This is a genomic window from Carnobacterium sp., assembly GCF_040274425.1.
The window spans coordinates 37,868-60,799 of the sequence record NZ_JBEMBC010000010.1 but is presented as its reverse complement, the minus strand read 5'-3'; the positions used below and the strand labels follow the sequence as shown (position 1 = coordinate 60,799).

Sequence of the window (22,932 nt, the reverse complement as noted above, 5' to 3'; positions counted from 1 at the left end):
CTGGTAGAATGTTTGATAAATATGGTTCTAAAAAATTAGCTATGAGTGGGTTAATGTTGGTAACAGTTGGAACTTTTGTTATTGGTTTAATAAATATTAATACACCTATCTATATTATTGTAATACTGCAAATGGTTCGTACATTAGGTTTTGCATTAACGTTGATGCCAATTCAAACAGCAGCGTTCAATGCTGTCCCTCTAGAATTAGCTTCACATGCTGCGGCAATGTTTAATACTCAACGCCAATTAGCCGGATCAATGGGAACAGCTTTGTTTGTGGTTGTGATGATGCTTGTTTCTCAAAATAAACTAGCAGAACATGTTACAGGACAATTAGCTGATTTAGCAGGTTTTCAAATGGTCTTTAAATTAGTTGGGCTATTATCATTAGTAGCTTTCATTATGACGTTGTTCATCAAGGAAAAACCGTATTTACCTAAAAGAGAACTAGTTGAAAATAATTAAATCCTACTAAAAAGGTTCTAGAAATCATCATCAATTGATGATTTCTAGAACCTTTTTTTATTGGGGAATAAAAGTTTAATTCAAGTAAAGTAAAAACGCAATTCGATGAAACTAAAATTGAAGGCAATAAAATACAAGAAATCATTGTGAAACTAGGTTATCCAGTATTGTCTACAAAAATATTTTAAATGTAGTTTAAAAAATAATAAAATTTCAATCCAGATCATTGAGGTAGTCTGGATTGTTTTTTTAGATAAATTTAGTTTCTTGATGATCGTCAATTTAACTTTCTTAAAACAGCAGTAAAGTAAGAGTGTAGATAGATAAAAGAAATAGGAGGAAGAAAAGATGATCTCACATATCAATAAACATAAAAACCATATCGTTGTTTTATCAGGAATATTAATTGCTCTCGGATTTGTTTTCGATTTCATTGGAAGTGAAAATCTAAAAAATGATGCTTTGATTAGTGCAACCCTCATTGCCAGTGTCCCTATCTTCATTAAAGCTATCCAAGCATTGCGCATGAAAGCTTTTAGTATTGATCTACTTGTAAGTATCGCAGTTATAGGAGCGTTATATATTGGAGAATATACAGAATCTTCTGTTGTAACATTCTTGTTCTTGTTCGGAGATTATCTGGAAATGAGGACGTTAGAAAAAACGCGTTCTTCATTAAGAGAACTAGTGGATATGGCTCCTCAAGAAGCAACTGTTCTGCGTATAGATGGCAAAACAGAAACGATATCTGTTGAAGATGTTGAAGAAGGTGATCGTGTCATTGTTCATCCAGGAGGGAAAGTTCCTGTTGATGGTAAGATCATTTCTGGTAAAGCTTCAATCAATGAAGCAGCAATTACTGGAGAATCTGAGCCAGCTTCAAAATCAATCAACGATAATATTTTTAGTGGAACTATTATAGACACTGGCTACATCGAAATGATCGCTGAAAGAGTCGGAGAGGATACGACATTTGCTAAAATCATTGAACTCGTGGAAGAAGCGCAAGAATCAAAATCAAAAGCAGAGAAATTTTTGGACAAATTTGCCAATATCTATACTCCATCTGTAGTAATCTTATCTATCATTGTGTATCTCGTAACCAGAGAATTGCATTTAGCGATTACTTTCTTAGTTATCGCCTGTCCTGGTGCATTGGTTATCGGAGCACCAGTATCAAATGTTGCTGGTATTGGAAATGGCGCGAAGTATGGTGTATTGATCAAAGGTGGAGAGATCATGGATAAATTCTCCAAGGTAGATACTTTAGTATTTGATAAAACAGGTACATTAACCAAAGGAAAACCTCAAGTAACGGATATTCATGTGTTCAATGATACTGATGAGAATACTTTATTGAGACTGGTGGCAAAAGCAGAAACGATTTCTGAACATCATTTGGGACAGACAATCGTGAAAGAAGCTGAAAATCGTAAAATAAATATCGTTTCTATGGAAATAACTGATGGAGAAGCGATTAAAGGAAATGGAATTAAAGCAGTAGTGAATAACCGCCAGATCGTTGCTGGGAATCGGAAACTAATGAAAGCTGAAAATATCTCGCTGGAAAATGATGTTGAACTGTATGCAGTCAAGCGTGAAAAATCCGGGAACTCTGCCATCTTCATCGCAATTGATGGTGAAATTTCTGGAATCATTTCCATTGCCGACCAAATACGCGACGATGCTAAACAGGCACTAAATCAAATGAGGAAGAATGGGGTTAAGAAAATCATCATGCTGACGGGTGACAATGAACATACAGCCCAAGCGGTAGCTACAGAATTGGGATTAGATGAGTTCCATGCTGAATTATTGCCAGAAAACAAAGTAGAATTCGTAAAACGCTTGAAAGAAATGGGTCATACTGTTGCTATGGCAGGAGATGGAATCAATGATGCCCCAGCGATCGCCACTGCTGATATTGGTTTAGCAATGGGAGAAGGAGGAACGGACATATCGATGGAAACAGCGGATGTTGTTTTGATGGCTGACAAATTAATGCAATTTTCTCATGCGTACTCTTTATCTAAAGCAACAACTCGTAACATGAAACAAAATATTTTTATTGCTGTGGGAGTTGTAGCTATTTTATTAACTGGTGTTTTAATGGGAAACGTTCATTTAGCATCCGGAATGTTTATCCATGAAGCAAGTGTGCTGGTGGTTATATTAAATGCGATGCGTTTGATTCGCTTTAACCATAAAGATAGGAAAAAATCTAAGGCAGCAAATGCAGTTCCAACACATGCTTAATTTATTTAAGAATAATAAAAAGAAATTATAGTTATATAAGAAAATTGATCAGAAAAATTAGGAGGAACACCCAATGGCTGAAGAACAAATACACGAAGAACTGTTGAAAAAAGAAATAGATCAAGACAAAAAAGAACATGACCACCATAATCCTACTGCAGCAGCAATGACGAATCATATCATTGCTAACCAAGGTATACTGCAAATCAAATTACATCAATACCACTGGTATGTAAAAGGACCGAACTTCTTTACCTTACATGAAAAATTTGAAGAATTATACACTGAAAGTACTCAGTATTATGATAAAATTGCTGAACGTTTAATTGCATCAGGAGCAAAACCATTTTCAACAGCAGAACATTACATTCAATATTCCTTTATTCAAGAAGCTGCTTCAGGAAAATACTTGTCCGCAGAAGAGATGGTGGAAAACTTAGTTGATGACTATCGTACAACCCATGATGTCGCCGGACGTGCCATCATGTTGGCGCAAAATGAAAATGATACTGTATTGGAAGATCTATTAATTGACTACAAAAGCTATTTAGATAAAACAATTTGGATGCTGCAATCATTCCTTGGGAAAAATGCTCTTGAAGGGGAAGAGGATGATTAGAGCGTGTTTTAAAACTAATTCGTCAAGAGGAAAATAGTTGTTAAATAGACAAAGACCAAATCAAATAAGCAATAGGCCTCGCCATTGCTTATTTGATAGTGAGAAGGGAACTTACTGAAAGGTTCAACGTAGAATTTTATTTGAGTTGACATAATGAGCCTTAATTCGACCAACTCAGAGACATTTTCTATTTGAGTTGATGTAACGAGCCTTAATTCGATTAACTCAAAGCCATTTTTTATTTGAGTTGACGTAATGAGCTTTAATTCGATCAACTCAAAACTGTTTTCTATTTGAGTTGACGTAACAAGCCTTAATTCGATCAACTCAAAGCCATTTTTTATTTGAGTTGACGTAATGAGCTTTAATTCGATTAACTCAGAGCCGTTTTCTGTTTGAGTTGACGTAATGAGCCTTAATTCGATCAACTCAGAATAGTAATCTAAGTTTATTAACACAAAAGGAATGAGATAATTATCCCATTCCTTTTGTGTTAATAAACTTGCAGTTCTGTTTTTGATTGTATGACTTGGAAATTATGAAATGTATCTGGTTTGATTCTATCGTGTTTTTTAAAGTAATCTGCAATTAGTTCGGTCATATCAATCGTGACTTCTCTAATAATTTTATCAGCGCTAAACATATCATAATTTCCACCACCTACTGCTCGATATTGATTGATGACAATTTCTAATCGATCATCTTTTTGAATAAGGGCACCATTGTGACGGAGCTGGCAAATACGACTGCCAATTGGAAGCGAAACGTCAATAGTATAATCGATTCCAGCGTACATATCGTAATTGTACTGCTGAGCTTTAGGGTAGAGAAAAGCAAGACTGATTTCAATCTGTCCATTTGCTGATGGACTAAAGTAGCTGGCTGATTTTTCTAAAGCTTGTTTTAAGTCGTTTCCGGTTACTTCTACAACTGCTAGAGTATTAGGATAAATGTAGTTAGTGACGATATCACGCATTGTTACAGTTGGACCAAAACCTTTGCTATCATTTGTGAAAAGAGCTGTACCAGAAATGGTTGTTCCAGTTGCCTTCATTTGAACTTTATGAATAAAATCAATATAAGGATGACCGGTTAAGCGAACTTGAAAAGGATCCTTGATCCACATAGTACCCTCTATTTCTCCGATTTTTTGATCTAGCCAAGCTTCGATCTCATCTTGAAAACCACTGTATTTTTCTGCCATTTGAGAATCAATCTTAGTATTTTTAGCTGAGATAAGCTCAGCTGTCTTAGAAAGAATAGTGGCTTTTCCATCCTTTTTTTCTATTGTTAAAGAAACTTTTCCAAGGTTGTGTCCTTTGTCTCCAGGTTGCACGATGGCAACAGAAGAGTTCACAGCAGCGATTTCTCGGTGTTGATGTCCGGTTAGCAAGACATCGATACCTGGAATTCTTTTTAAAAGTTCGTACCCTTCGTTTTCACCCGTTAGAGCTTCTGTAGGGTCATCGGTGATTAAGTCTTTTTCAAAACCACCATGATAACTGACAATGATGACATCTGCCAATTCTTGTAATTTTGGAACGTATTCTTGGGCACATGTAACAGCTGACTGAAATGATAATCCAGCAATAGACGCAGGTTGTTCCCAATTTGGAATGTATTGAGTTGTCAGTCCAAGTACAGCTACAGTTAAGTTGTCAAACGTGAATAATTCATAAGGTTTACCAAACGCCGCCTGACCTTGGTCGTTTAAAATGTTGGCACATAAAATAGGGTGATCAAGTGTCTTTAGAGCTTCAGTCAAGTACTCTTTTCCGTAATTGAACTCATGATTTCCTAATACACCTGCATCAAATCCGATATCATTAAGAATAGATGTATAAAGTGCAGGCTGTTTCGTTTGTTTGGCTGTGTAGTAAGTTAATGGGGAACCTTGTAAGAAATCCCCATTATCAATCACCAATACAGGATCAGTTTCGTTGGCTTTTATTTCATTGATAATGGAATTAATTTTCAATAATCCGAATGGCAAATCTTGATTTCTTTGTTTGTAATCGGTGGGGTAAATATATCCATGGATATCACTTGTGGATAGAATAGTTAATTTCATAAAAAAACTCCTTTAAAATTCATTGGTCAACCTTTAATGAGGCTTGCTCTCATTTTGTTGGAAAAGAACTCCACTAGCAAAATCAAGACGATTAATCCAATCAGTATAGATCCTACTTCATTCCAACGGTAGGAATTCATTGCGAATATCAACGGAGCACCCACTCCACCAGCACCAACGAGCCCTAGTATTGTAGCGTCTCGTAAGTTCATATCGAAGCGGTAGATCGTTACCGATAAAAAATTTGAAAAGAGCTGGGGAATAATTCCAAAACGAATTTTTTCAAAAGTTGTACACCCCATTGAAGTTAACGATTCTAAAATACTAGTATCTAAATCTTCAATAATATCTACATACAGTTTTGAAACCATTCCAATCGAAGTAATAGACATTGTCAATACTCCGGCAAATGGACCAGGACCAGTAACGCGGATAAACATCAAGCCATATACCAAAGCTGGAACAGTTCGAATGGCAATAACGACTAAGCGAACCAAGTAAGCTAATGGAGCAGGTACGACGCTAGGAGCCATTAAGAAGGCAATCGGTATGGCTAAAATGGCCCCAAAAATGGTTCCTAAAAAGGCGATACAGATGGTTTCAAATAAAAGATAAAGTACACCACTAGTGGTCAATCCGAATAATAAGTTTAAATCCGGATTTAAAAGACCTTTGAAAATATTTGATGCAATTGTTAATCCACTATCGTTCAGGCTTTGTACTTCAATAGAAGAAACAGACCAAATGAAAGCAATTAACAAAATGGTGACTATACTCATTAAGTATAAGCCTTTCTTGGGTTCTTGTTCAAATTGAGTTTCAATCATTTCCGACATGGGTTACACTCCTTATTGTAATTTTTTTCTAAAATGTTCACTGATTCGTTCAATAATAAAGACCGTTACAGCCAAAACAACTAAAATCATGCCAACACTTGAATAATCACGCCAACCTAGTCTTTCATTTAAAAGCAGTCCAAGACCTCCGGCACCGACATACCCTAATATAGAAGCGTAGCGGACGTTTCCTTCAAAACAAAATAAAGACGTAGATAGGTAAGTCGGCAAAATCTCTGGAATGATCGCGTATCGAAAAGATTGTAGCTTGGTTAACCCCATAGACTCTAATGCTTCAAATGAGCCCATATCGATATTTTCGATTTGTTCGTATAGAAGTTTTCCGATATAGGACAAGGTGAACAAAAAAATCGCAATCGTTCCAGCCATCGTACCTAACCCAAAAACAAAAGTAGCAATCAACGCGGTAACTAAAGTAGGCAAAGTTCTTAGAACGCTGAGAATAAATTTGAAAAGACCAGCTGTGATCTTACTTTTGATGATATTTGAAGAAGCCAATATGGCAAAAATAATGGCTACTAGTGAACCAAGTAAAGAACCGACTAACGACATTTTAATAGTGTCTAACAAAGGTTTCCAAATGTTCGGCAAGTAATCGATATTTGGTGGAATCATATCATTTAGAATGATGAAAAATTCTTGCCAACGATTTAGAAGGGTAGCGAAGCTGAACCCTGTTACATTTACCGAAATGACAAAACCAATTGCAATTAAAACCAGAATAAAAGGTGTTTTGGTTCTTTTTTCTTCAACTATTTTATTATTGGCCAACATAATTTTTTTTGGTGGAAATAACTTGTCATAAATCATCATTTTCATGCACTCCTAAGATTGTGGTTGTAAGGTTGGGTTTACGCTTAGTTCGTCTTGAACTTGAGCATGTCCGTAAATAAGATCTAAAATAGGCTGAGTAACGTCGCTTGCTTTGCCGTCGTAGACAACTTGTCCTTTTCGAATGCCGATTACACGATCAGCGTAATCTAAAGCCAACTCTACATGGTGAATATTTAAAAGGATCGACATGTGGGTATCTTTATTGATTTTTTTGAAATCATCCATAACTTGTTTAGCAGTCACGGGGTCTAATGAAGCAACAGGTTCATCTGCTAAAATGATTTCTGGTGATTGAGCAAGTGTTCGCGCTAAAGCAACGCGCTGTTGTTGTCCGCCAGAAAGTTGATCGACACGCATGAAAGCTTTATCCAAAATCCCAACTTTATCTAAAGCAGTTAAAGCAGTAAGTTTAGTTTCTTTAGGAAAAATACCCAATACTTTTCTCCAAAAAGGCAGTTCAGGAACAGAAGACATTAAGACGTTATTTAAAACTGTTGTTCGTGTCACTAAATTAAAGGATTGGAAAATCATGCCCACTCTTCTGCGGTATTGTCGAATCTCTTTTCCTTTTAAGGCACTAACATCAATACCATTAACGATTAATTTTCCACTGTTAATATCGTGCATGCGATTGACACAACGAATAAGCGTAGACTTTCCGGCACCAGATAAGCCGATAATCGCTACAAATTCTCCTTGTTCAATTTTTAAATTTATATTGCTTAGTGCAGTTACACCATTTGGATATGTTTTGTTTACATCAATAAATTCTATCACGTAATCATTAGTCCTTTCCAAAAATAAAACTATGAAAAAGTAGCTTAACTTACTTTTTTCACAGTTTCATTTGGTTTATTTTAAATTAGTAAAGTCAATAGAGATTATTGGATTCCTAAATCTTGAACGATTTTTTGAGCAGCTCTTTCATCATCGTATTCTGCATCTTCCGTTACTTTGTACCCTTCGTGACTATAGACAGAAATAACTTCTTTTCCTTCATCTGTTTCAGCAATGTTAATAAATGCTTCTTGTAAAGCTGATTTTAATTCGTCATCCATTTTGTCAGAGTTTTTGCTGACGCTGATGGTGTCATTATAAATTCCTGGAGTAACCCCAACAACAGCAGTTTCATCCCAGATATTTTCCGTTCTACCGTATTCTGAAGTCCAAGTATCTTCGTAATCTCTTCTGCCATCAGCAAATGTAACCAAGAGGTCAACTTGTTCAGAAGCAAGACGAGCAAATGAACTTCCATATGAATCAGCTTGAACCACTTTTTCTAAGTCTGTAATAGATTTTCCAAAATTTTCATCTAGCCATAACGTTGGGTAAATGTAGCCTGCAGAAGAAGATGAAGACATTACGCTCCATGAAGCACTATTCATATCTTCAAATGTTAATTCTTCACCACTATTGATTTTAGCAGCTAATTCTTGCCCTTTTTCAGAAGGACCTGCAATGATCAATGAACGGTAAGAAGTCACTTGTTCATCGGTTGCTTCAGTAGGTGTATTTTTATTCCAGTCAGCTGGATCATCCGAATCATTACTTAATCCGGCTCTTGTAGAAGTTAAAATTACTTCAGCACCGTCATCGTATAATACATAAGTCCCACCAGGTATAAAACCAACATCTAATGTACCCGCTGAAAGAGATTCCCCTACAGCTTCATAGTTAGTTCCAACTGTGATATCAACCTCATCAATGTCGTAACCTAAAGTTGACATTTCATCAATTAGTAAATCCTTTAATGGCTCTGTTGCTGTAACGATTTCTTCGGGATCTCGTGAAGGGACAAACCCGATTGATAGTGTATCAAGCTCGATTGCTCCATCAGTATTTGTGTTTGCAGATTCGCTATTGGCAGCTTCGTTGCCACATCCGACTAATAGCCCCGCTAATAATGCTGCCCCTATGTACTTACCGAATTTCTTATGCATGTAATTAAATCCTCCTGTAATTTTGTATTTTTACAAACGTTTAACACGTTTAGTATTATATCATTCGTATTATTTAAAAGATATCCTTTTTATAAAATATATAAAATAAAATCGTTCGGTTATTAAATTATTTTGTGAGAAGATATCAAGTAAAATGAATTTCAAATAATGATTTAACGTTAAAGTCAGTATAAAATACGAACGTTAATTTAAAATGGATTTTTTGTATTGTTTATGTAAACGATTGTGGAGTGATCTTAGTATGCGAGTGATATTCTTGACAACTTTGTAGCAAGAGTATATAGTTAAGAAACAAAACGATTACAAATGTAAACGAAAAATGAAAAGGAGAGGATAACATGGATAAGCATCAAGATCATAATAAGAAGGACCGCAATGGTAAGGAACACAGCATGATGGATCACAATAACAAAAATCACAGCAAAATGGATCATAGCATTATGAATCCTGCTGGTGGACATGCAGGACATCACGCAATGATGATAAAAGATTTTAAAAAAAGATTTTGGGTTTCATTGATTTTAGCAATTCCTATTTCCCTATTATCTCCAATGGTGCAAATGCTTTTTGGATATGAGATTAATTTTTTAGGAGTTGACCTCCTTTTGTTTATTCTTTCAACAGTTCTTTTTTTCTACGGAGGGAAACCTTTCTTGACTGGGGCATGGGGTGAACTGAAATCACGCACACCAGCAATGATGATGCTCATATCGTTAGCCATTATTACAGCCTACGTCTATAGTACGTTGACCACTTTTTTTATCTCTGGTAGTGATTTTTTCTTTGAACTTGCTACTTTAATTGTCATTATGCTTCTAGGCCATTGGATCGAAATGAGATCTGTTATGGGAGCTTCAAAAGCTTTAGAAGCGTTAATAAAATTAATGCCAAAAGAAGCACATAAAATTGATGAATCTGGGAATATTATGGAAGTTACAATAGAAGATTTAAAACCTGGTGATAGGATTCTTGTTAAGTCGGGTGAAAAAATTCCTTTAGATGGCACCATTTACGAAGGTACATCGACTGTTGATGAATCTATGTTGACTGGAGAATCTGTACCAATAGAAAAAAATCCTGGAATGGATGCAATCGGTGCATCAGTGAATGGAGAAGGGGTATTAAAAATCAAGGTCAATAAAGTTGGGAACGACACCTATCTTGCTCAAGTTATTCAGTTGGTTCGAGATGCTGAAACAACAAAATCTAAAGCTCAAGGATTTGCTGATATTGCGGCAAAATGGCTCTTTTATGTAGCCGTTATTGTAGGACTACTGACGATTGTTTATTGGTCCGTCACAGGCAATTTTGATTTTGCTTTAGAAAGGATGGTAACCGTATTGATTATTGCTTGTCCACATGCATTAGGATTAGCAGGTCCTTTAGTTACTTCAAGATCCACTTCAATTGCAGCTAGTAAAGGGTTGTTGATCCGCAATCGTATTGCTTTTGAAGGAGCACATAAAATAGATAAAATCGTTTTTGATAAAACGGGTACCTTAACAGAAGGCAATTTTGGTGTAACCGATATTCAACCTGCTAATGGTATAAGCAAATTAGAGTTACTAGCCTTGGCTTATTCTGTTGAAACACAATCGGATCATCCTATTGCTAAAGGCATTGTTAAAGAAGGAAAAGAACAGAGATTAGAAATCGATGATGTGAAAAATTACCGTAACCTAGCAGGTAAAGGGTTGATAGCTACTATCAATGGTGCCGAAATTTCAATTATCAGCCCGGGAGAGATGAAGAATAATCAATTCTCTTTTGATGAAAAAGAATATGAAACATTGGCTCAACAAGGAAAAACAGTAGTATTTATTTTGAAAAATCACGAATTACAAGGGATAATCGCATTAGCCGATATCATTAGAGAATCCTCTTATAAAGTGATCAAAGAATTGAACGATTTAGGTGTTGAAACAATTATGATGACCGGAGACAACAAACGAGTAGCTAATTACGTAGGCGAAAAATTAGGACTCTCACAAGTAATTGCTGAAGTTCTTCCTCATGAGAAGTCTAAGTATGTGTCAGAATTGAAAAAAAATGGTAAAAGAGTTGCCATGATTGGAGACGGAATCAATGATGCTCCAGCGTTAGCAGAATCTGATGTTGGAATTGCGATTGGAGCAGGTACAGATGTTGCTCTTGAAACAGCCGATATTGTTTTAGTGAACAGTGATCCAGCAGATGTATTGGCTATCATTAAACTATCTAAAGCTAGTTACAAAAAAACGATTGAAAACTTTATATGGGCAGCCGGATACAATGTCATTGCTATTCCGCTAGCTGCAGGTGTTTTGATCAATCAAGGCATTTTAATTACACCGGCAATTGGAGCAGTTGTGATGTCTTTAAGTACAATTATTGTGGCGATCAATGCTCAAATGCTGAAAGTTGATTAAGAAAAGATGCAGTTAAACCTCATTAGTCTAGGAAAAGATGAAATAATTGTTTTCAACTCCTATTCGCCTTAAACTTAATTAATAGAAAGCGATTTTCGATTAAGGAATCATAGTAACAACAAGCAAGATAGTTTAAAACTTGAAAGGATGGGAAATGAATGAAGAACAGAAAAATTTATTTAACGGTTGCAACTTTAGCTACAGCTTTAACCTTAGCAGCATGCGGGACAGGAAATGAAGAAACTGATACAGCTTCTTCAGAATCAAGCAGTTCAACAAGCATGAACATGGATGACTCAAGTATGATGATGAGTTCCGAATCTGGCATGGACATGGAGGGTATGATGCATGACGATTCTGGTGAGATACCAGATGGCCTTAAAAAAGCTGAAGAACCAAAATTCGAAGTCGGCAGTACAGCTATTATTCAAGCCGATCATATGGAAGGAATGAAAGGTGCTGAAGCGACGATAGTAGGAGCTTTTGACACAACTGTTTATGAAGTTTCCTATCAACCAACGACTGGTGGAGAGAGAGTTGAAAATCATAAATGGGTCACACAAGAAGAAATTGAAGAAGCACAAAATGAAGTTATTGCAAATGGTACTGAAGTAACATTAAAAGCGGATCATATGGAAGGAATGGACGATGCGCCAGCAACGATTGAAGCTTCAGAGACAACAACCATTTATATGATTGATTACGAACCTACAACAGGTGGCGATACAGTTAAAAATCACAAATGGGTAACAGAAAAAGAACTTTCTGAAGACTAAACAGTTGAAAAGTTGATTTTCCAACTAAAATTAGAAAAAGAGCTTTAAATCGAGATGAATCATCTTTGATTTAAAGCTCTTTTTTTGAGTTATATTATTGAAATAAGAGACTGCCACCTTATAAAATTAGGTGGGAAATTTCCCGAGAAATGGAAAAAATACCTATTAAGGAACGCTGATTTTTTTGAAGGGTTGAATATTGAACTGAAAAAAAGAGGATGGTATAGTCTGTATATGGAAGCGATTTCATAAAAAGAATAAGGAGATGAAAAGAAAATGATGCAAAAACTACAGCGGTTTGGCGGTGCGATGTTTACTCCAGTTTTATTATTTGCTTTCTCAGGTATTATATTAGCCATTGCAATTATGCTTCAAAACACATTAATTGTTGGAGATATCGCAACTGCGGGTACAATGTGGGCGAACTTTTGGTCAATTGTTGAATCAGGTGGTTGGACTGTATTCAATCAGATGGAATTGCTATTTGTTATTGGTCTACCTCTTGGATTAGCTAAAAAAGCTAATGGAAGAGCAGCTTTAGAATCAGTCGTTGTTTATATGACATTTAACAACTTTGTTGGAAAAATTCTTGAACTGATGGGTCCAACTTTTGGTGTAGATTTTGCACAAGAAGCTGGTGGAGACAGCGGGATAAAAATGATTGCTGGAATCAAAACATTGGATACCAACTTAATCGGTGCTATTTTAGTTGCTGCAATTGTTGTTTGGTTGCATAATCGTTTCTTTGAAACTAAATTACCTGATTTCTTAGGTATTTTCCAAGGATCTTCATTAGTTGTTATGATAGGGTTTTTCCTAATGCTTCCTTTAGCCTTTTTAACAGCTTGGGGCTGGCCGATCATTCAAGGTTTGATTAGTTCAATGCAAGGTTTCTTAGCTTCATCAGGGACTTTAGGTGTATGGCTATACGTATTCTTGGAAAGACTTTTGATACCAACTGGAATGCATCATTTCATTTATCAACCATTCATTTATGGTCCAGCAGTTGTAGAAGGTGGAATCACGGCATATTGGTTGAATAACTTAAGTGAATTTGCTTCATCAACGGTTCCACTTAAAGAATTATTCCCAGCTGGTGGGTTTGGATTGCATAATGTTTCGAAAATTTTTGCTCCTCTTGGTATAGCAGCAGCATTTTACGCAACAGCAGATCCAGCTAAAAAGAAAAAAACATTGGCTTTATTGATTCCGACAGCTTTAACAGCAGTTCTTGCTGGTATTACAGAGCCGTTTGAATTTACGTTCTTATTTATTGCACCACAATTGTTTTTAATACATGCTGCTTTAGCGGCTACTTTAGGAGCAACTGTTTATGCATTTGGTGTTGTAGGTGATGTAGGTAGTGGATTGATTACGATGCTGACACAATTTATTATACCCATGTCGATCAATCATCTCGGAACGGTTTTAACTTTGGTTGGAACTGGGTTAGCATTTAGTGTCATTTACTTCTTTGTATTCCGTTTTGCTATTTTAAAATTTGATATCAAAACGCCAGGTAGAGAATTAGAAGATGAAGTTAAGATGTACTCTAAAAAAGATTATCGTGAAAGACAAGCAAACGGTAAAACAGCTCCAGCAAATGGTGGAGCCTATGCAAGTAGTGCAGCTCATTATTTAGAAGGACTTGGCGGCACAGCCAATATTGTGGATGTAAATAATTGTGCCACAAGATTAAGAGTGTCTGTTAAAGAGGAAAACCTGGTCAAAGAAGACAGTTTCTTTAAAGCAGCAGGTGCTCATGGAGTCGTTCGTAAAGGAAAAGCCTTCCAAATTATCGTTGGATTGGATGTGCCTCAAGTAAGAGATGCATTTGAAGACGAAATGAAAAGTACTGGAACTTTAGTAGATGCTCAGAGCCAAACAGAACCAACAATTTAAATAAAATGAACTTAAGGAGAAGATAAATATGACTTTAAAAAAACAATCAATTTTAGTAGCAGGTGGCGGAAGCACATTTACACCGGGGATCATTATGATGTTATTAGAAAACTTAGAAATATTTCCGATTCGCCAAATCAAGTTTTACGATAATGATGAGGAAAGACAAAAACAAATTGCAGATGCTGTAGAAATTGTTTTGAAAGAACGTGCTCCAGAAATTGAATTTTTAGCTACTACTGATCCAGAAACAGCTTTTACTGATATCGACTTTGTAATGGCTCATATTCGTGTAGGGAAATACGCGATGCGTGAGCAAGATGAAAAAATTCCTTTGAAATATGGTGTTATTGGTCAAGAAACATGTGGACCAGGCGGAATTTCTTATGGGATGCGTTCAATCGGAGGAGTATTAGAATTGATTGACTATATGGAACAATACTCACCAAATGCGTGGATGTTGAATTATTCAAATCCAGCAGCAATCGTTGCGGAAGCTACACGCAAATTAAGACCAAACAGCAAAATCATCAATATTTGTGATATGCCGGTTGGGATCGAACATCGTATGGCTGAAATTTTAGGATTGAAGAGCCGTAAAGAAATGACTGTTCGTTATTATGGACTAAACCATTTTGGCTGGTGGACAGATATTCGCGATAAAGACGGCAATGATTTAATGCCAGCTATCAAAAAGCACGTTGCAGAACATGGATACGTTACTCCAGGTGAATTAGAAGGTATTCCAGGTGAAGATATCGAACCAAGTTGGATGCACACATATGGCAAAGCAAAAGAAACTTTTGCTTTGGATCCCAATACGTTACCAAATACGTATTTGAAGTACTACTTATTCCCGCAAGATGAAGCTGAAAAATCAAATCCTAATTACACGCGTGCGAATGAAGTAATGGATAACCGTGAAAAACAAGTCTTTTCTGAATGTAACCGTATTTCAAACATTAAGACAGCTGAAGATGCAAAATTAGTAACAGATGATCATGCTTCATATATTGTCGATTTAGCAAGAGCGATTGCTTATAACACGCGTGAAAGAATGTTATTGATCGTACCAAATGATGGCGCCATCTCTAACTTTGATCCGACAGCTATGGTAGAAATCCCATGTATAGTAGGTTCAAATGGTCCAGAAACAATCAATCAGGGAGAAATTCCACGTTTCCAAAAAGGATTGATGGAACAACAAGTAGCTGTTGAAAAATTAGTCGTTGAAGCTTGGGAAGAAGGTTCTTACCAAAAATTATGGCAAGCACTGACAGTATCTAAAATTGTACCTAATGCTCGTGTAGCACGAGAAATATTAGATGATTTGATAGTAGCTAATAAAGGGTTTTGGCCTGAATTAAGTTAATCAGCTATGCTATAATAGTGTATATAAAAACATGGAGAGACTGTATTCTTCATGTTTTTATACATTGCTAATAGCAGGGAGAGATTCACTTGGATTTAGAAGTACTCGTTAACCAGCATTTCCATGAACTAAATGAAAATGACTTACAAATCATATCATACGTTATGAAACATAAAAATAAATGCCAAACGATGCCGATTGTTGAATTGGCACAAAAAACGCTTACTTCAAAATCATCCATTGTAAGGTTGGCAAAGAAATTAGGATTCTCAGGATTTAGTGAATTTAAATACAGTTTAAAGAAGGATTCCGACCACACACAAAGGAATGTGGCTCAAGTGAATTTTAGTTCGCTGCAAAGTGAAGACAGTAAGGCAACCGCAAAGTTGTTTAACCAAACAGACGTAGTTCCTATTTTAAAAGAAATTTATTCTGCCAAACGTATTTTTTGTTATGGCACAGGTTGGGGACAAAGAGATGTTCTATCCGATTTTAGACGAAACATGGTACCATTAGAAAAGTTTTTAATTCTTTTATCAGCTCAAAGAGAGCTACAGATGGCTGCAGCATCGACTATCACAGAAGATGATTTGTTGATTGTCTTATCTTTAAGCGGAGATATTCAAGAAGTGAAAGATGAAATGACCATGCTTAAACTAAAAGAAATTCCTATTTTGTCTATTACTAGCCTAAGAAATAATAATTTGGCTTCTATGGCAACACACAATCTCTATTTCCAAGCTACACCAATTGTTTTAAATGGCGAAGATATTTTTTCTTTCTTACCACTTTTTCAAGTTACGGACTCTTTGTTCAGAGCTTATCTTGATTTTTATCAAAATAATGAATCAGAAAGGCAGGCTGAGTAAATGAAACTTCAGTTATCTCTATTACAAAATAAAGTTCAGCCAGCGCTCTTTTTACGAGTGTACTTAATTTTAGCTCCAATCCTGTTCTTTATTTATTTTGCTGTAAACGCTGGGTTAAGAGGTGAAAGCTTTGCTGTTTATTTAACAAGTCAGCCAATCAATCCAGTTATGTTATTGATTGCTTTGCTTTCATTCTTCTGGTTTGCGGTATTGTCTACGGCACAAAATCAGCCAAGTAAAAAAATTTGGAAGCGGACGATGATTGCTTTTATGGCAAGTAATTTATTGACTGGAAATGTAGTAGCTATTATTCTTGGCTATATGTCTATAAAGCAAGGGATAGTTTTAAAGGAAAATAAAGAAGTTGCAGTACCAAATTTGCCGTTATTATTAACAGTAATTATTGGTGTTTTAGCGGTGATATCGCTATTCGTGTGTTTTGCGTTTATCCGAATTACCCTAGCCTGAAAAATAGTTGATTAAAACCACTTTAAATAGTGGTTTTTTTATGGATCATTTTAGTTAAATGGTATAATAAGTCATAAATGACCCTATCTGCTTCAAAAAGAGGAGGATATCCAATGATTTATACAATCACTTTAAACCCGACTATTGACCGTTTGTTGCACCTTGATGGAGAGCTGACCAAAGAAAAGAACAATCGCCTGGAGAGTATTGCATATGACATAGGAGGCAAAGGGCATCATGGTTCTTTTGCTATGAGTAAATTGGGTGTGGAAAATCAAGCATTAGGTTTTTGTGGCACGACCAATAAAGGACAATTAGATAAAATACTGGAACAAAAAAATATCAACCACGACTTTGTAGAAATCTATGGCAAACCAACAAGAGAAAGTTACGTGATCTTAGAAAAAGGAATCAGCGGCAGTATTCTGATTACTGAAAAAGGATACGACGTTTCTAGTTACGCTAAATCTTTATTATTTGATAAAATTGAAGAAAAGGTGGAAGTAGAAGACACAGTTTTAATAGCGGGTTCTATGCCTCCAGGTTTTGAAATTAAAGATTTAGAAAAATTAATGATGCTATTAAACAAAATAGGCTGTTTTATTGCTTGTGATCTTTCAGGTGAAGCTTTAAAAACAGCTGTGAAATCTGGTGTGAATTTTGTTAAGCCAAACCGATTTGAAATACAAGAATTATCCAAACAAGGTCAGACGCTGGTAGAAACGGTAAAAGAACTAACAAAAACAATTGATTACGTCATCGTGTCTCAGGGCGGAGCAGGTAGTTTATGTGGGCACGCAAATGAGTTTTATCAAATCAAACCTCCTACTGTAGTCGTTAAAAATGATACAGGTGCTGGTGATTGTTTTGTCGGTTCATTTTTAGCTTCTCTAACGCAACAAAAGTCTTTTGTTGATGCTTTAACGTTTGCTACAGCTTGTTCAGCCAGTAAAGTGCAATATAATGATAGTTCATCCTTTAGTGTGAAGGATGCTGAGAACTTACAAAAAAAAGTAGTCGTAGAAAAAATAGACTAATCCATAGCGTAATCTTAATTTTACTCAACTAGAATGAACAGTTGACAATAAAATTGGAGATTGTTACAATGAGTTTACTTTAAGTAGGTGAGCGCTCACCATTAAAGAAAACTAAAATAATAAACTAAGAAGGAGGAAGCGAATATGAAAAAGATGATCTGTCTAAACGTGTTGTGTTGTCCATGTTGTATGAACCACTCATGTTATCAGCAATCATCTTTTACTAGAGCTTCTTTCCTATTTAACTAATAACTAGGGTTAGCTCTATCAATAAGGACAAGACACAACTAAGGCTATTTTTGGCATACTTAGGGCGTTTTTTCGCTAATTGTTAAGGTGATCCAACTGTGCATGAGTGTATATCGCTCATGCACTTTTTTTGTACTCTTTATTAACTGATTGGAGGGAAATAGATCATGTCAAGAAACAGTAGAACAATGAAAAAGCCAAGTTTAATGCTGCAAGTTATTATTGGGGCTGTGGCAGGTATAATTGTAGGGTACTTCAGTAAAAACGCCGGGCTTCAGTTAGAAGTACTCGGGACGATATTTATGAACTTGATTCAAATGATTATAGTGCCACTTATTTTTCCAGTCATCATTTTGGCTATCGTTAATATTAGTGATTCTAAAAGTTTTGGAAAAGTGGCAGGTAAGTCTTTTGTCTATTTCTTTTCTGTAACAACTGGGCTGATTATTCTGAGCGTTTTAGCTGGGAAATGGACTGGAATTGGCAGTAACTTCCAAACAGGAAGCATTTCAACTGAATCACTTGATGGGATAGCGAGTGGGATTGATTTTCAAAGCTTTTTTCTAAGCATCGTACCAAGTAATTTATTTCAAGCTTTCGCAGATGGCAATCTATTGCCGATTATCTTTTTCGGTATTTTTCTAGGGCTGTCTTTAGTATCTATAGGCGAAAAAGGCAGACCCGTGATTGTGTTTTTTGAATCGTGGTCACAGGCGATGTTTAAAATGGTAGATTATGCAATTTCTTTTGCTCCAATTGGTGTATTTGGATTTCTGGCATATGATATAGCGGCTTACGGTATCGGAAACTTACTTTCTTTAGGGCAATTCGTCTTGTTTACGTATGTTGCGTTCATGGTCGTAGTCTTGATTATTTTTCCACTGATTGCTTGGTTTTTTCATGTACCTTATTTTGCATTGCTTAAAGAAATTAGCGATCTGATCTTTCTTGTTTTCACGACAGGCAGTTCAAGCGTTGTTTTGCCATCTCTGATTGATCGATTAAAGAAATTTGGCGTATCGCCGGCAGTTTCTTCTTTTGTAACACCACTTGGTTATTCATTTAATTTAGATGGAGCATGCGTTTATATTAGCTTAGCAACAATGTTTATTGTTAACATGTATGATGTAACACTAGGATTTGGTGAAATTGTCGCACTTGTTTTATTTTTAACCGTTATTACTAAAGGCATTGCAGCCGTTCCTTCGGGAGCAGTAGTGGTACTTTTAGCAGCAGCAACACAACTTGGCTTACCTGCTGAAGGAGTTGCACTAATGGTTTCAGTAGATTTCTTTATCAATATGGGCCGGTCAGCGGTTAACGTTGTTGGTAATGCATTAGCCCCAGTCCTAATTGCTCAATCAGAAACTGCATTTGAGTATGAGAAAAACGGAGGTTTCACTAAAGAAACCTTTGAAGCTAAGAACTAACAAGGAAGACATAAAAATGAATGAGGAGAGATTAAAGTGAAAAAAATATATATTATCCATGAAAATAACGATTGGACAAGACATTTGACCGCGCGCTTAAATGAAATCAAGGCCCCTTATGAACTCTGGGATTTATCTGATGGATTGATTGATATCCAAGAAGAATCACCTAATGGGATTTTCTATAATCGAATGAGTGCTTCTTCTCATACGCGTGGTCACCGATACGCGCCAGAATTAACAGACAATTTGTTGACTTGGTTGGAAAGCCGTAATGCAGTTGTATTTAATGGAACAAAAGCTATTGAATTAGAAGTCAGTAAATTAAAACAACATTTAGCTTTGCAAAAATATGGGATTCAAACACCTGAGACATACGGGGCAGTTGGAAAAGAACATATCCTTAAAGCAGCGGAAAAATTGAATAAATTTCCATTCATCATCAAACACAATCGTGCAGGAAAAGGTTTGGGCGTTCGTTTACTACAATCGATTGAAGAGCTAAAAGCTTACGTGTCTGGTTCAGAATTTGAAGATTCAATTGATGGTATCAGCTTAATTCAAGAATACATCAAGCCAGCCGATGGAACGATCGTCCGTTCCGAGTTTATTGGTGGAAAATTCTTTTATGCTGTAAAAGTTGATTCAAGCAATGGCTTTGAATTATGCCCAGCAGACAGCTGCCAAATTGGAGATGTGCCAGTAGTTAATAAATTTACAATTATTGATTCATTACCAAGTGAACAAATTAAACAATATGAACACTTTCTTAAAGAACAAAAGATTGATGTAGCAGCTATTGAATTTATTTTTGACGCTGATGGAGTAGCTTATGCATACGATGTAAATACAAACACCAATTACAATGCTGACGCTGAAAAAGTAGCAGAGAAATACGCTATGTTAGCATTAGCAAACTTCTTGAAATCAGAATTGGAAAAAGTAGAATAGTAACCTATAACTTAGTATTAACTAACGACTTAAGGCTTACTTAAGGCTACAACTATGGCCTTATTTTCAGTTCCAAAGAGGCAGATTGATAGGAATTTTTTGATTAAATTGTTATTATATCAGTAAGGAGATGATTATATGTTAGCTAAAGTAAAATTAGGTTTGATTAGTGGAAGTGCTCTTGTATTATTAGCAGCTTGTGGAACGGAAACGCCTAATGAAGAAACACCTACTTCGACACCAGAGTCAGAAGCATCTAGTTCGATGGAAAGTTCTGCTACGTCAAATTCAGCAGATTCTAGTTCTATGTCATCAACAAACTTTGAAGGGAAGAATTTTTCAGTAACCTATGAACAAGCAGTTGCTGATTTCCAAGAAGCTTACCCTGATGCAGCTATTTCTTCAGTAGATTTCGATAAAGATTTTGGCGAGTATACTTTTGAAATCAATGGTTTTGATGACACTCAAGAAATTGAATGGGAAGTTAATGCTGAAACTGGCGAAGAAACAAAAAACAATACAGAAAAGAAAGACTCAGACTTTGACGATCAAGAATTGATGACAGATGATGTAATGCCTATAGATGAATTGATTGCTAGTTCTGAAGAAGAAGCCCCTAATGCTACTATGGTTTCTTGGAACCTAGAAGTTGATGATGATACAAAAACACCTGTCTTTACAGGAGAGTTTGAAGAAGGAAACAACGAAGTAGACGTACTTTTAAATGCTGAAACTGGTGAATTCTTATCTATAGATAACGACTAAACTAGATAAACTGCCAACCTTTTCTTTTGGGTTAGGCAGTTTTTTTGTTATCCTAGATTTAATGGACATATTCTTTAATAAACTGTTCATACATAAACGTTACTCAGGAGGAAGATAAATGAATGCACCGCTTTTGACTATTAATCAATTAGGCTATGAAGCAGAAGGGAAAGTTATTTTAAAAAATATTGATTTTTCTGTTGAAAAAGGAGAATTTGTGACGATCACTGGTCCGTCTGGAAGTGGGAAAAGCACACTATTAAAGATTATTGCTTCTATGTTATCTCAAACTTCCGGGGAAATCCTTTATCAAAATAAACGAGTTGAGGAATATGAGCCGACTAGTTATCGAAAGGAAGTGTCTTATTGTTTTCAAACAGCCACACTGTTTGACAAAACAGTAGAAGATAATTTAGCCTTTCCCTATGAAATTAGAAACCAAACCTTTGATAAGCAAAAAGCGTTATCCGCTTTAAACGAAGTCGGTTTGGGAGAAGAATATTTAGCTAAATCAGTGAATAACTTGTCAGGTGGAGAAAAACAGAGAGTAGCATTGATCCGCAATCTGTTATTTTTACCTAAAGTAATTTTATTAGATGAAGTAACAAGCGCCTTGGATTCAGAAAACCAAGAAATTGTACGCAAGTTGATTCATACACTCAACCAAGATCAAGGGGTGACCGTATTATGGGTGACACATAATCCAGTGGAAATTCAATTATCCAGTCGCATTATTCAACTTGTTAATGGCGAAATGGGGGAATCTAAATGAATCTAGCTATTAATAATACGTCATTATTATTTGCGACAGCGTTAGTTGGAATAGCGCTCATGATTGTTTATAAAGAAAAACTAGGATTGGGGAAAGATATACTCTTTAGTGTTTTTCGAGCAGTCATCCAATTATTTGCAGTTGGTTATTTATTAGGCTACGTTTTCAAGTTAAACAATATTGTAGTCACATTAGCACTCGTTTTAGTCATCATTTTTAATGCTTCTTTTAATGCAGGAAAGAGAAGTAAAGGCTTATCACATGCATTTAAAATTTCGTTTATCGCTATTTTTACTGCAACGAGTTTAACGTTACTTGTTTTAGTCATGTCAGGTTCGGTGTTATTTATTCCTTCACAAGTGATTCCAATCTCAGGAATGATCGCCAGTAATTCTATGATTGCTATTGGTATCTGTTACCGGAATTTGAATGCGAAATTTACTGATCAACGACAACAAGTTTTAGAAAAATTAGCTTTAGGAGCAGATTTAAAACAAGCATCTCGTTCAATTGTGCGTGACAGTATTCGTGCAGGTATGTCACCAACAATTGATTCAGCAAAAACGATTGGAATTGTCAGTTTGCCCGGAATGATGTCAGGCTTGATGTTTGCTGGAGTTGATCCAACACACGCGATCAAATATCAAATTATGGTGACTTTCATGCTATTATCTACTACAAGTATCGCATCCGTTAGTGCAAGTTATATGGCGTATAAGGAATTTTATAACGAACGAAAACAATTGAAAATATAATGTGAACTGTCTGAATCAAAAGTTTTATCTAATAAATGAATAATAACAGATGGTTTTTAAATCTAACTCATCTTTTCATGGAAGAGTGAGGTTGGATTTTAGATTCACTTCGC

21 protein-coding genes are annotated in these 22,932 nt (G+C 35.8%); 15 read left to right on the top strand and 6 right to left on the bottom strand.

Going from position 1 to position 22,932, the window contains the following annotated elements:
• The 3 genes from ABS911_RS03620 to ABS911_RS03610 form a co-directional block, all read left to right on the top strand.
• On the top strand, nucleotides 1–467 hold a 467-nt coding region (locus tag ABS911_RS03620), incomplete at its 5' end, for an MFS transporter (protein ID WP_502880492.1).
• Nucleotides 468–815: 348 nt separating this feature from the next.
• A complete protein-coding gene (locus tag ABS911_RS03615) occupies nucleotides 816–2,723 on the top strand; it encodes a heavy metal translocating P-type ATPase (protein ID WP_350466349.1) in 1,908 nt (635 codons plus the stop codon).
• Between the two features lie 73 nt (nucleotides 2,724–2,796).
• Nucleotides 2,797–3,342 (top strand): Dps family protein, encoded by a 546-nt coding sequence (locus tag ABS911_RS03610; RefSeq protein ID WP_350466348.1) that lies wholly within the window; start codon nucleotides 2,797–2,799, stop codon nucleotides 3,340–3,342.
• Nucleotides 3,343–3,356: 14 nt separating this feature from the next.
• Here the strand turns inward: ABS911_RS03610 and ABS911_RS03605 are convergent, their stop codons facing one another.
• From ABS911_RS03605 to ABS911_RS03580, 6 genes are all read right to left on the bottom strand, one after another.
• Complete coding sequence (locus ABS911_RS03605) at nucleotides 3,357–3,800, bottom strand: hypothetical protein (protein ID WP_350466347.1); 444 nt, start codon at nucleotides 3,798–3,800, stop codon at nucleotides 3,357–3,359.
• A 35-nt stretch (nucleotides 3,801–3,835) separates the two neighbouring features.
• Nucleotides 3,836–5,413, bottom strand: coding sequence for a bifunctional metallophosphatase/5'-nucleotidase (locus ABS911_RS03600; RefSeq protein WP_350466346.1), 1,578 nt, complete (start codon nucleotides 5,411–5,413; stop codon nucleotides 3,836–3,838).
• 26 nt (nucleotides 5,414–5,439) lie between these two features.
• A complete protein-coding gene (gene phnE, locus ABS911_RS03595) occupies nucleotides 5,440–6,249 on the bottom strand; it encodes a phosphonate ABC transporter, permease protein PhnE (protein WP_350466345.1) in 810 nt (269 codons plus the stop codon).
• A gap of 12 nt (nucleotides 6,250–6,261) precedes the next feature.
• Nucleotides 6,262–7,083: a phosphonate ABC transporter, permease protein PhnE gene (gene phnE, locus ABS911_RS03590; protein WP_350466344.1), complete on the bottom strand. Its 822-nt coding sequence runs from the start codon at nucleotides 7,081–7,083 to the stop codon at nucleotides 6,262–6,264.
• 12 nt (nucleotides 7,084–7,095) lie between these two features.
• Nucleotides 7,096–7,881 carry a phosphonate ABC transporter ATP-binding protein gene (gene phnC, locus ABS911_RS03585; protein WP_350466343.1) on the bottom strand — a complete coding sequence of 262 codons (786 nt, stop codon included), beginning with the start codon at nucleotides 7,879–7,881 and terminating at the stop codon, nucleotides 7,096–7,098.
• A 104-nt stretch (nucleotides 7,882–7,985) separates the two neighbouring features.
• A complete protein-coding gene (locus ABS911_RS03580) occupies nucleotides 7,986–9,044 on the bottom strand; it encodes a phosphate/phosphite/phosphonate ABC transporter substrate-binding protein (protein ID WP_350466342.1) in 1,059 nt (352 codons plus the stop codon).
• 359 nt (nucleotides 9,045–9,403) lie between these two features.
• Here ABS911_RS03580 and ABS911_RS03575 point away from each other — a divergent pair, with 359 nt between their 5' ends.
• From ABS911_RS03575 to ABS911_RS03520, 12 genes are all read left to right on the top strand, one after another.
• Entirely contained in the window at nucleotides 9,404–11,473 is a 2,070-nt protein-coding gene (locus ABS911_RS03575) for a copper-translocating P-type ATPase (RefSeq protein WP_350466341.1), read from the top strand.
• Nucleotides 11,474–11,631: 158 nt separating this feature from the next.
• Nucleotides 11,632–12,249, top strand: a complete 618-nt coding sequence (locus ABS911_RS03570) for a YdhK family protein (RefSeq protein WP_350466340.1) — start codon at nucleotides 11,632–11,634, stop codon at nucleotides 12,247–12,249.
• A gap of 276 nt (nucleotides 12,250–12,525) precedes the next feature.
• Nucleotides 12,526–14,151, top strand: a complete 1,626-nt coding sequence (locus ABS911_RS03565) for an alpha-glucoside-specific PTS transporter subunit IIBC (RefSeq protein WP_350466339.1) — start codon at nucleotides 12,526–12,528, stop codon at nucleotides 14,149–14,151.
• Between the two features lie 28 nt (nucleotides 14,152–14,179).
• The gene (locus tag ABS911_RS03560; protein ID WP_350466338.1) at nucleotides 14,180–15,523 is read left to right on the top strand and encodes a 6-phospho-alpha-glucosidase; all 1,344 of its coding nucleotides are present in this window, start codon (nucleotides 14,180–14,182) and stop codon (nucleotides 15,521–15,523) included.
• A gap of 89 nt (nucleotides 15,524–15,612) precedes the next feature.
• Entirely contained in the window at nucleotides 15,613–16,392 is a 780-nt protein-coding gene (locus tag ABS911_RS03555) for a MurR/RpiR family transcriptional regulator (protein ID WP_350466337.1), read from the top strand.
• A complete protein-coding gene (locus ABS911_RS03550) occupies nucleotides 16,393–16,860 on the top strand; it encodes a hypothetical protein (RefSeq protein WP_350466336.1) in 468 nt (155 codons plus the stop codon).
• Nucleotides 16,861–16,973: 113 nt separating this feature from the next.
• Nucleotides 16,974–17,897 (top strand): 1-phosphofructokinase family hexose kinase, encoded by a 924-nt coding sequence (locus ABS911_RS03545; RefSeq protein WP_350466335.1) that lies wholly within the window; start codon nucleotides 16,974–16,976, stop codon nucleotides 17,895–17,897.
• Between the two features lie 416 nt (nucleotides 17,898–18,313).
• Nucleotides 18,314–19,576, top strand: coding sequence for a dicarboxylate/amino acid:cation symporter (locus ABS911_RS03540; protein ID WP_350466334.1), 1,263 nt, complete (start codon nucleotides 18,314–18,316; stop codon nucleotides 19,574–19,576).
• A gap of 30 nt (nucleotides 19,577–19,606) precedes the next feature.
• Nucleotides 19,607–20,527, top strand: coding sequence for an ATP-grasp domain-containing protein (locus ABS911_RS03535; protein ID WP_350466351.1), 921 nt, complete (start codon nucleotides 19,607–19,609; stop codon nucleotides 20,525–20,527).
• Nucleotides 20,528–20,665: 138 nt separating this feature from the next.
• Nucleotides 20,666–21,292, top strand: a complete 627-nt coding sequence (locus tag ABS911_RS03530) for a PepSY domain-containing protein (RefSeq protein ID WP_350466333.1) — start codon at nucleotides 20,666–20,668, stop codon at nucleotides 21,290–21,292.
• A 118-nt stretch (nucleotides 21,293–21,410) separates the two neighbouring features.
• The gene (locus tag ABS911_RS03525; protein ID WP_350466332.1) at nucleotides 21,411–22,064 is read left to right on the top strand and encodes an ABC transporter ATP-binding protein; all 654 of its coding nucleotides are present in this window, start codon (nucleotides 21,411–21,413) and stop codon (nucleotides 22,062–22,064) included.
• Nucleotides 22,061–22,819: an ABC transporter permease gene (locus ABS911_RS03520; RefSeq protein ID WP_350466331.1), complete on the top strand. Its 759-nt coding sequence runs from the start codon at nucleotides 22,061–22,063 to the stop codon at nucleotides 22,817–22,819. The genes ABS911_RS03525 and ABS911_RS03520 overlap by 4 nt, the downstream gene beginning before the upstream one ends.
• The last annotated feature ends 113 nt before the right edge of the window (nucleotides 22,820–22,932 follow it).

Coding starts and splice junctions, on each gene's coding strand:
- ABS911_RS03580 (WP_350466342.1), bottom strand. CDS start 9,044: ATGCATAAGAAATTCGGTAAGTACATAGGGGCAGCATTATTAGCGGGG.
- ABS911_RS03575 (WP_350466341.1), top strand. CDS start 9,404: ATGGATAAGCATCAAGATCATAATAAGAAGGACCGCAATGGTAAGGAA.
- ABS911_RS03560 (WP_350466338.1), top strand. CDS start 14,180: ATGACTTTAAAAAAACAATCAATTTTAGTAGCAGGTGGCGGAAGCACA.
- ABS911_RS03570 (WP_350466340.1), top strand. CDS start 11,632: ATGAAGAACAGAAAAATTTATTTAACGGTTGCAACTTTAGCTACAGCT.
- ABS911_RS03615 (WP_350466349.1), top strand. CDS start 816: ATGATCTCACATATCAATAAACATAAAAACCATATCGTTGTTTTATCA.
- ABS911_RS03525 (WP_350466332.1), top strand. CDS start 21,411: ATGAATGCACCGCTTTTGACTATTAATCAATTAGGCTATGAAGCAGAA.
- phnE (WP_350466345.1), bottom strand. CDS start 6,249: ATGTCGGAAATGATTGAAACTCAATTTGAACAAGAACCCAAGAAAGGC.
- ABS911_RS03520 (WP_350466331.1), top strand. CDS start 22,061: ATGAATCTAGCTATTAATAATACGTCATTATTATTTGCGACAGCGTTA.
- ABS911_RS03550 (WP_350466336.1), top strand. CDS start 16,393: ATGAAACTTCAGTTATCTCTATTACAAAATAAAGTTCAGCCAGCGCTC.
- ABS911_RS03610 (WP_350466348.1), top strand. CDS start 2,797: ATGGCTGAAGAACAAATACACGAAGAACTGTTGAAAAAAGAAATAGAT.
- ABS911_RS03600 (WP_350466346.1), bottom strand. CDS start 5,413: ATGAAATTAACTATTCTATCCACAAGTGATATCCATGGATATATTTAC.
- phnE (WP_350466344.1), bottom strand. CDS start 7,083: ATGATGATTTATGACAAGTTATTTCCACCAAAAAAAATTATGTTGGCC.
- ABS911_RS03565 (WP_350466339.1), top strand. CDS start 12,526: ATGATGCAAAAACTACAGCGGTTTGGCGGTGCGATGTTTACTCCAGTT.
- ABS911_RS03545 (WP_350466335.1), top strand. CDS start 16,974: ATGATTTATACAATCACTTTAAACCCGACTATTGACCGTTTGTTGCAC.
- ABS911_RS03530 (WP_350466333.1), top strand. CDS start 20,666: ATGTTAGCTAAAGTAAAATTAGGTTTGATTAGTGGAAGTGCTCTTGTA.
- ABS911_RS03540 (WP_350466334.1), top strand. CDS start 18,314: ATGTCAAGAAACAGTAGAACAATGAAAAAGCCAAGTTTAATGCTGCAA.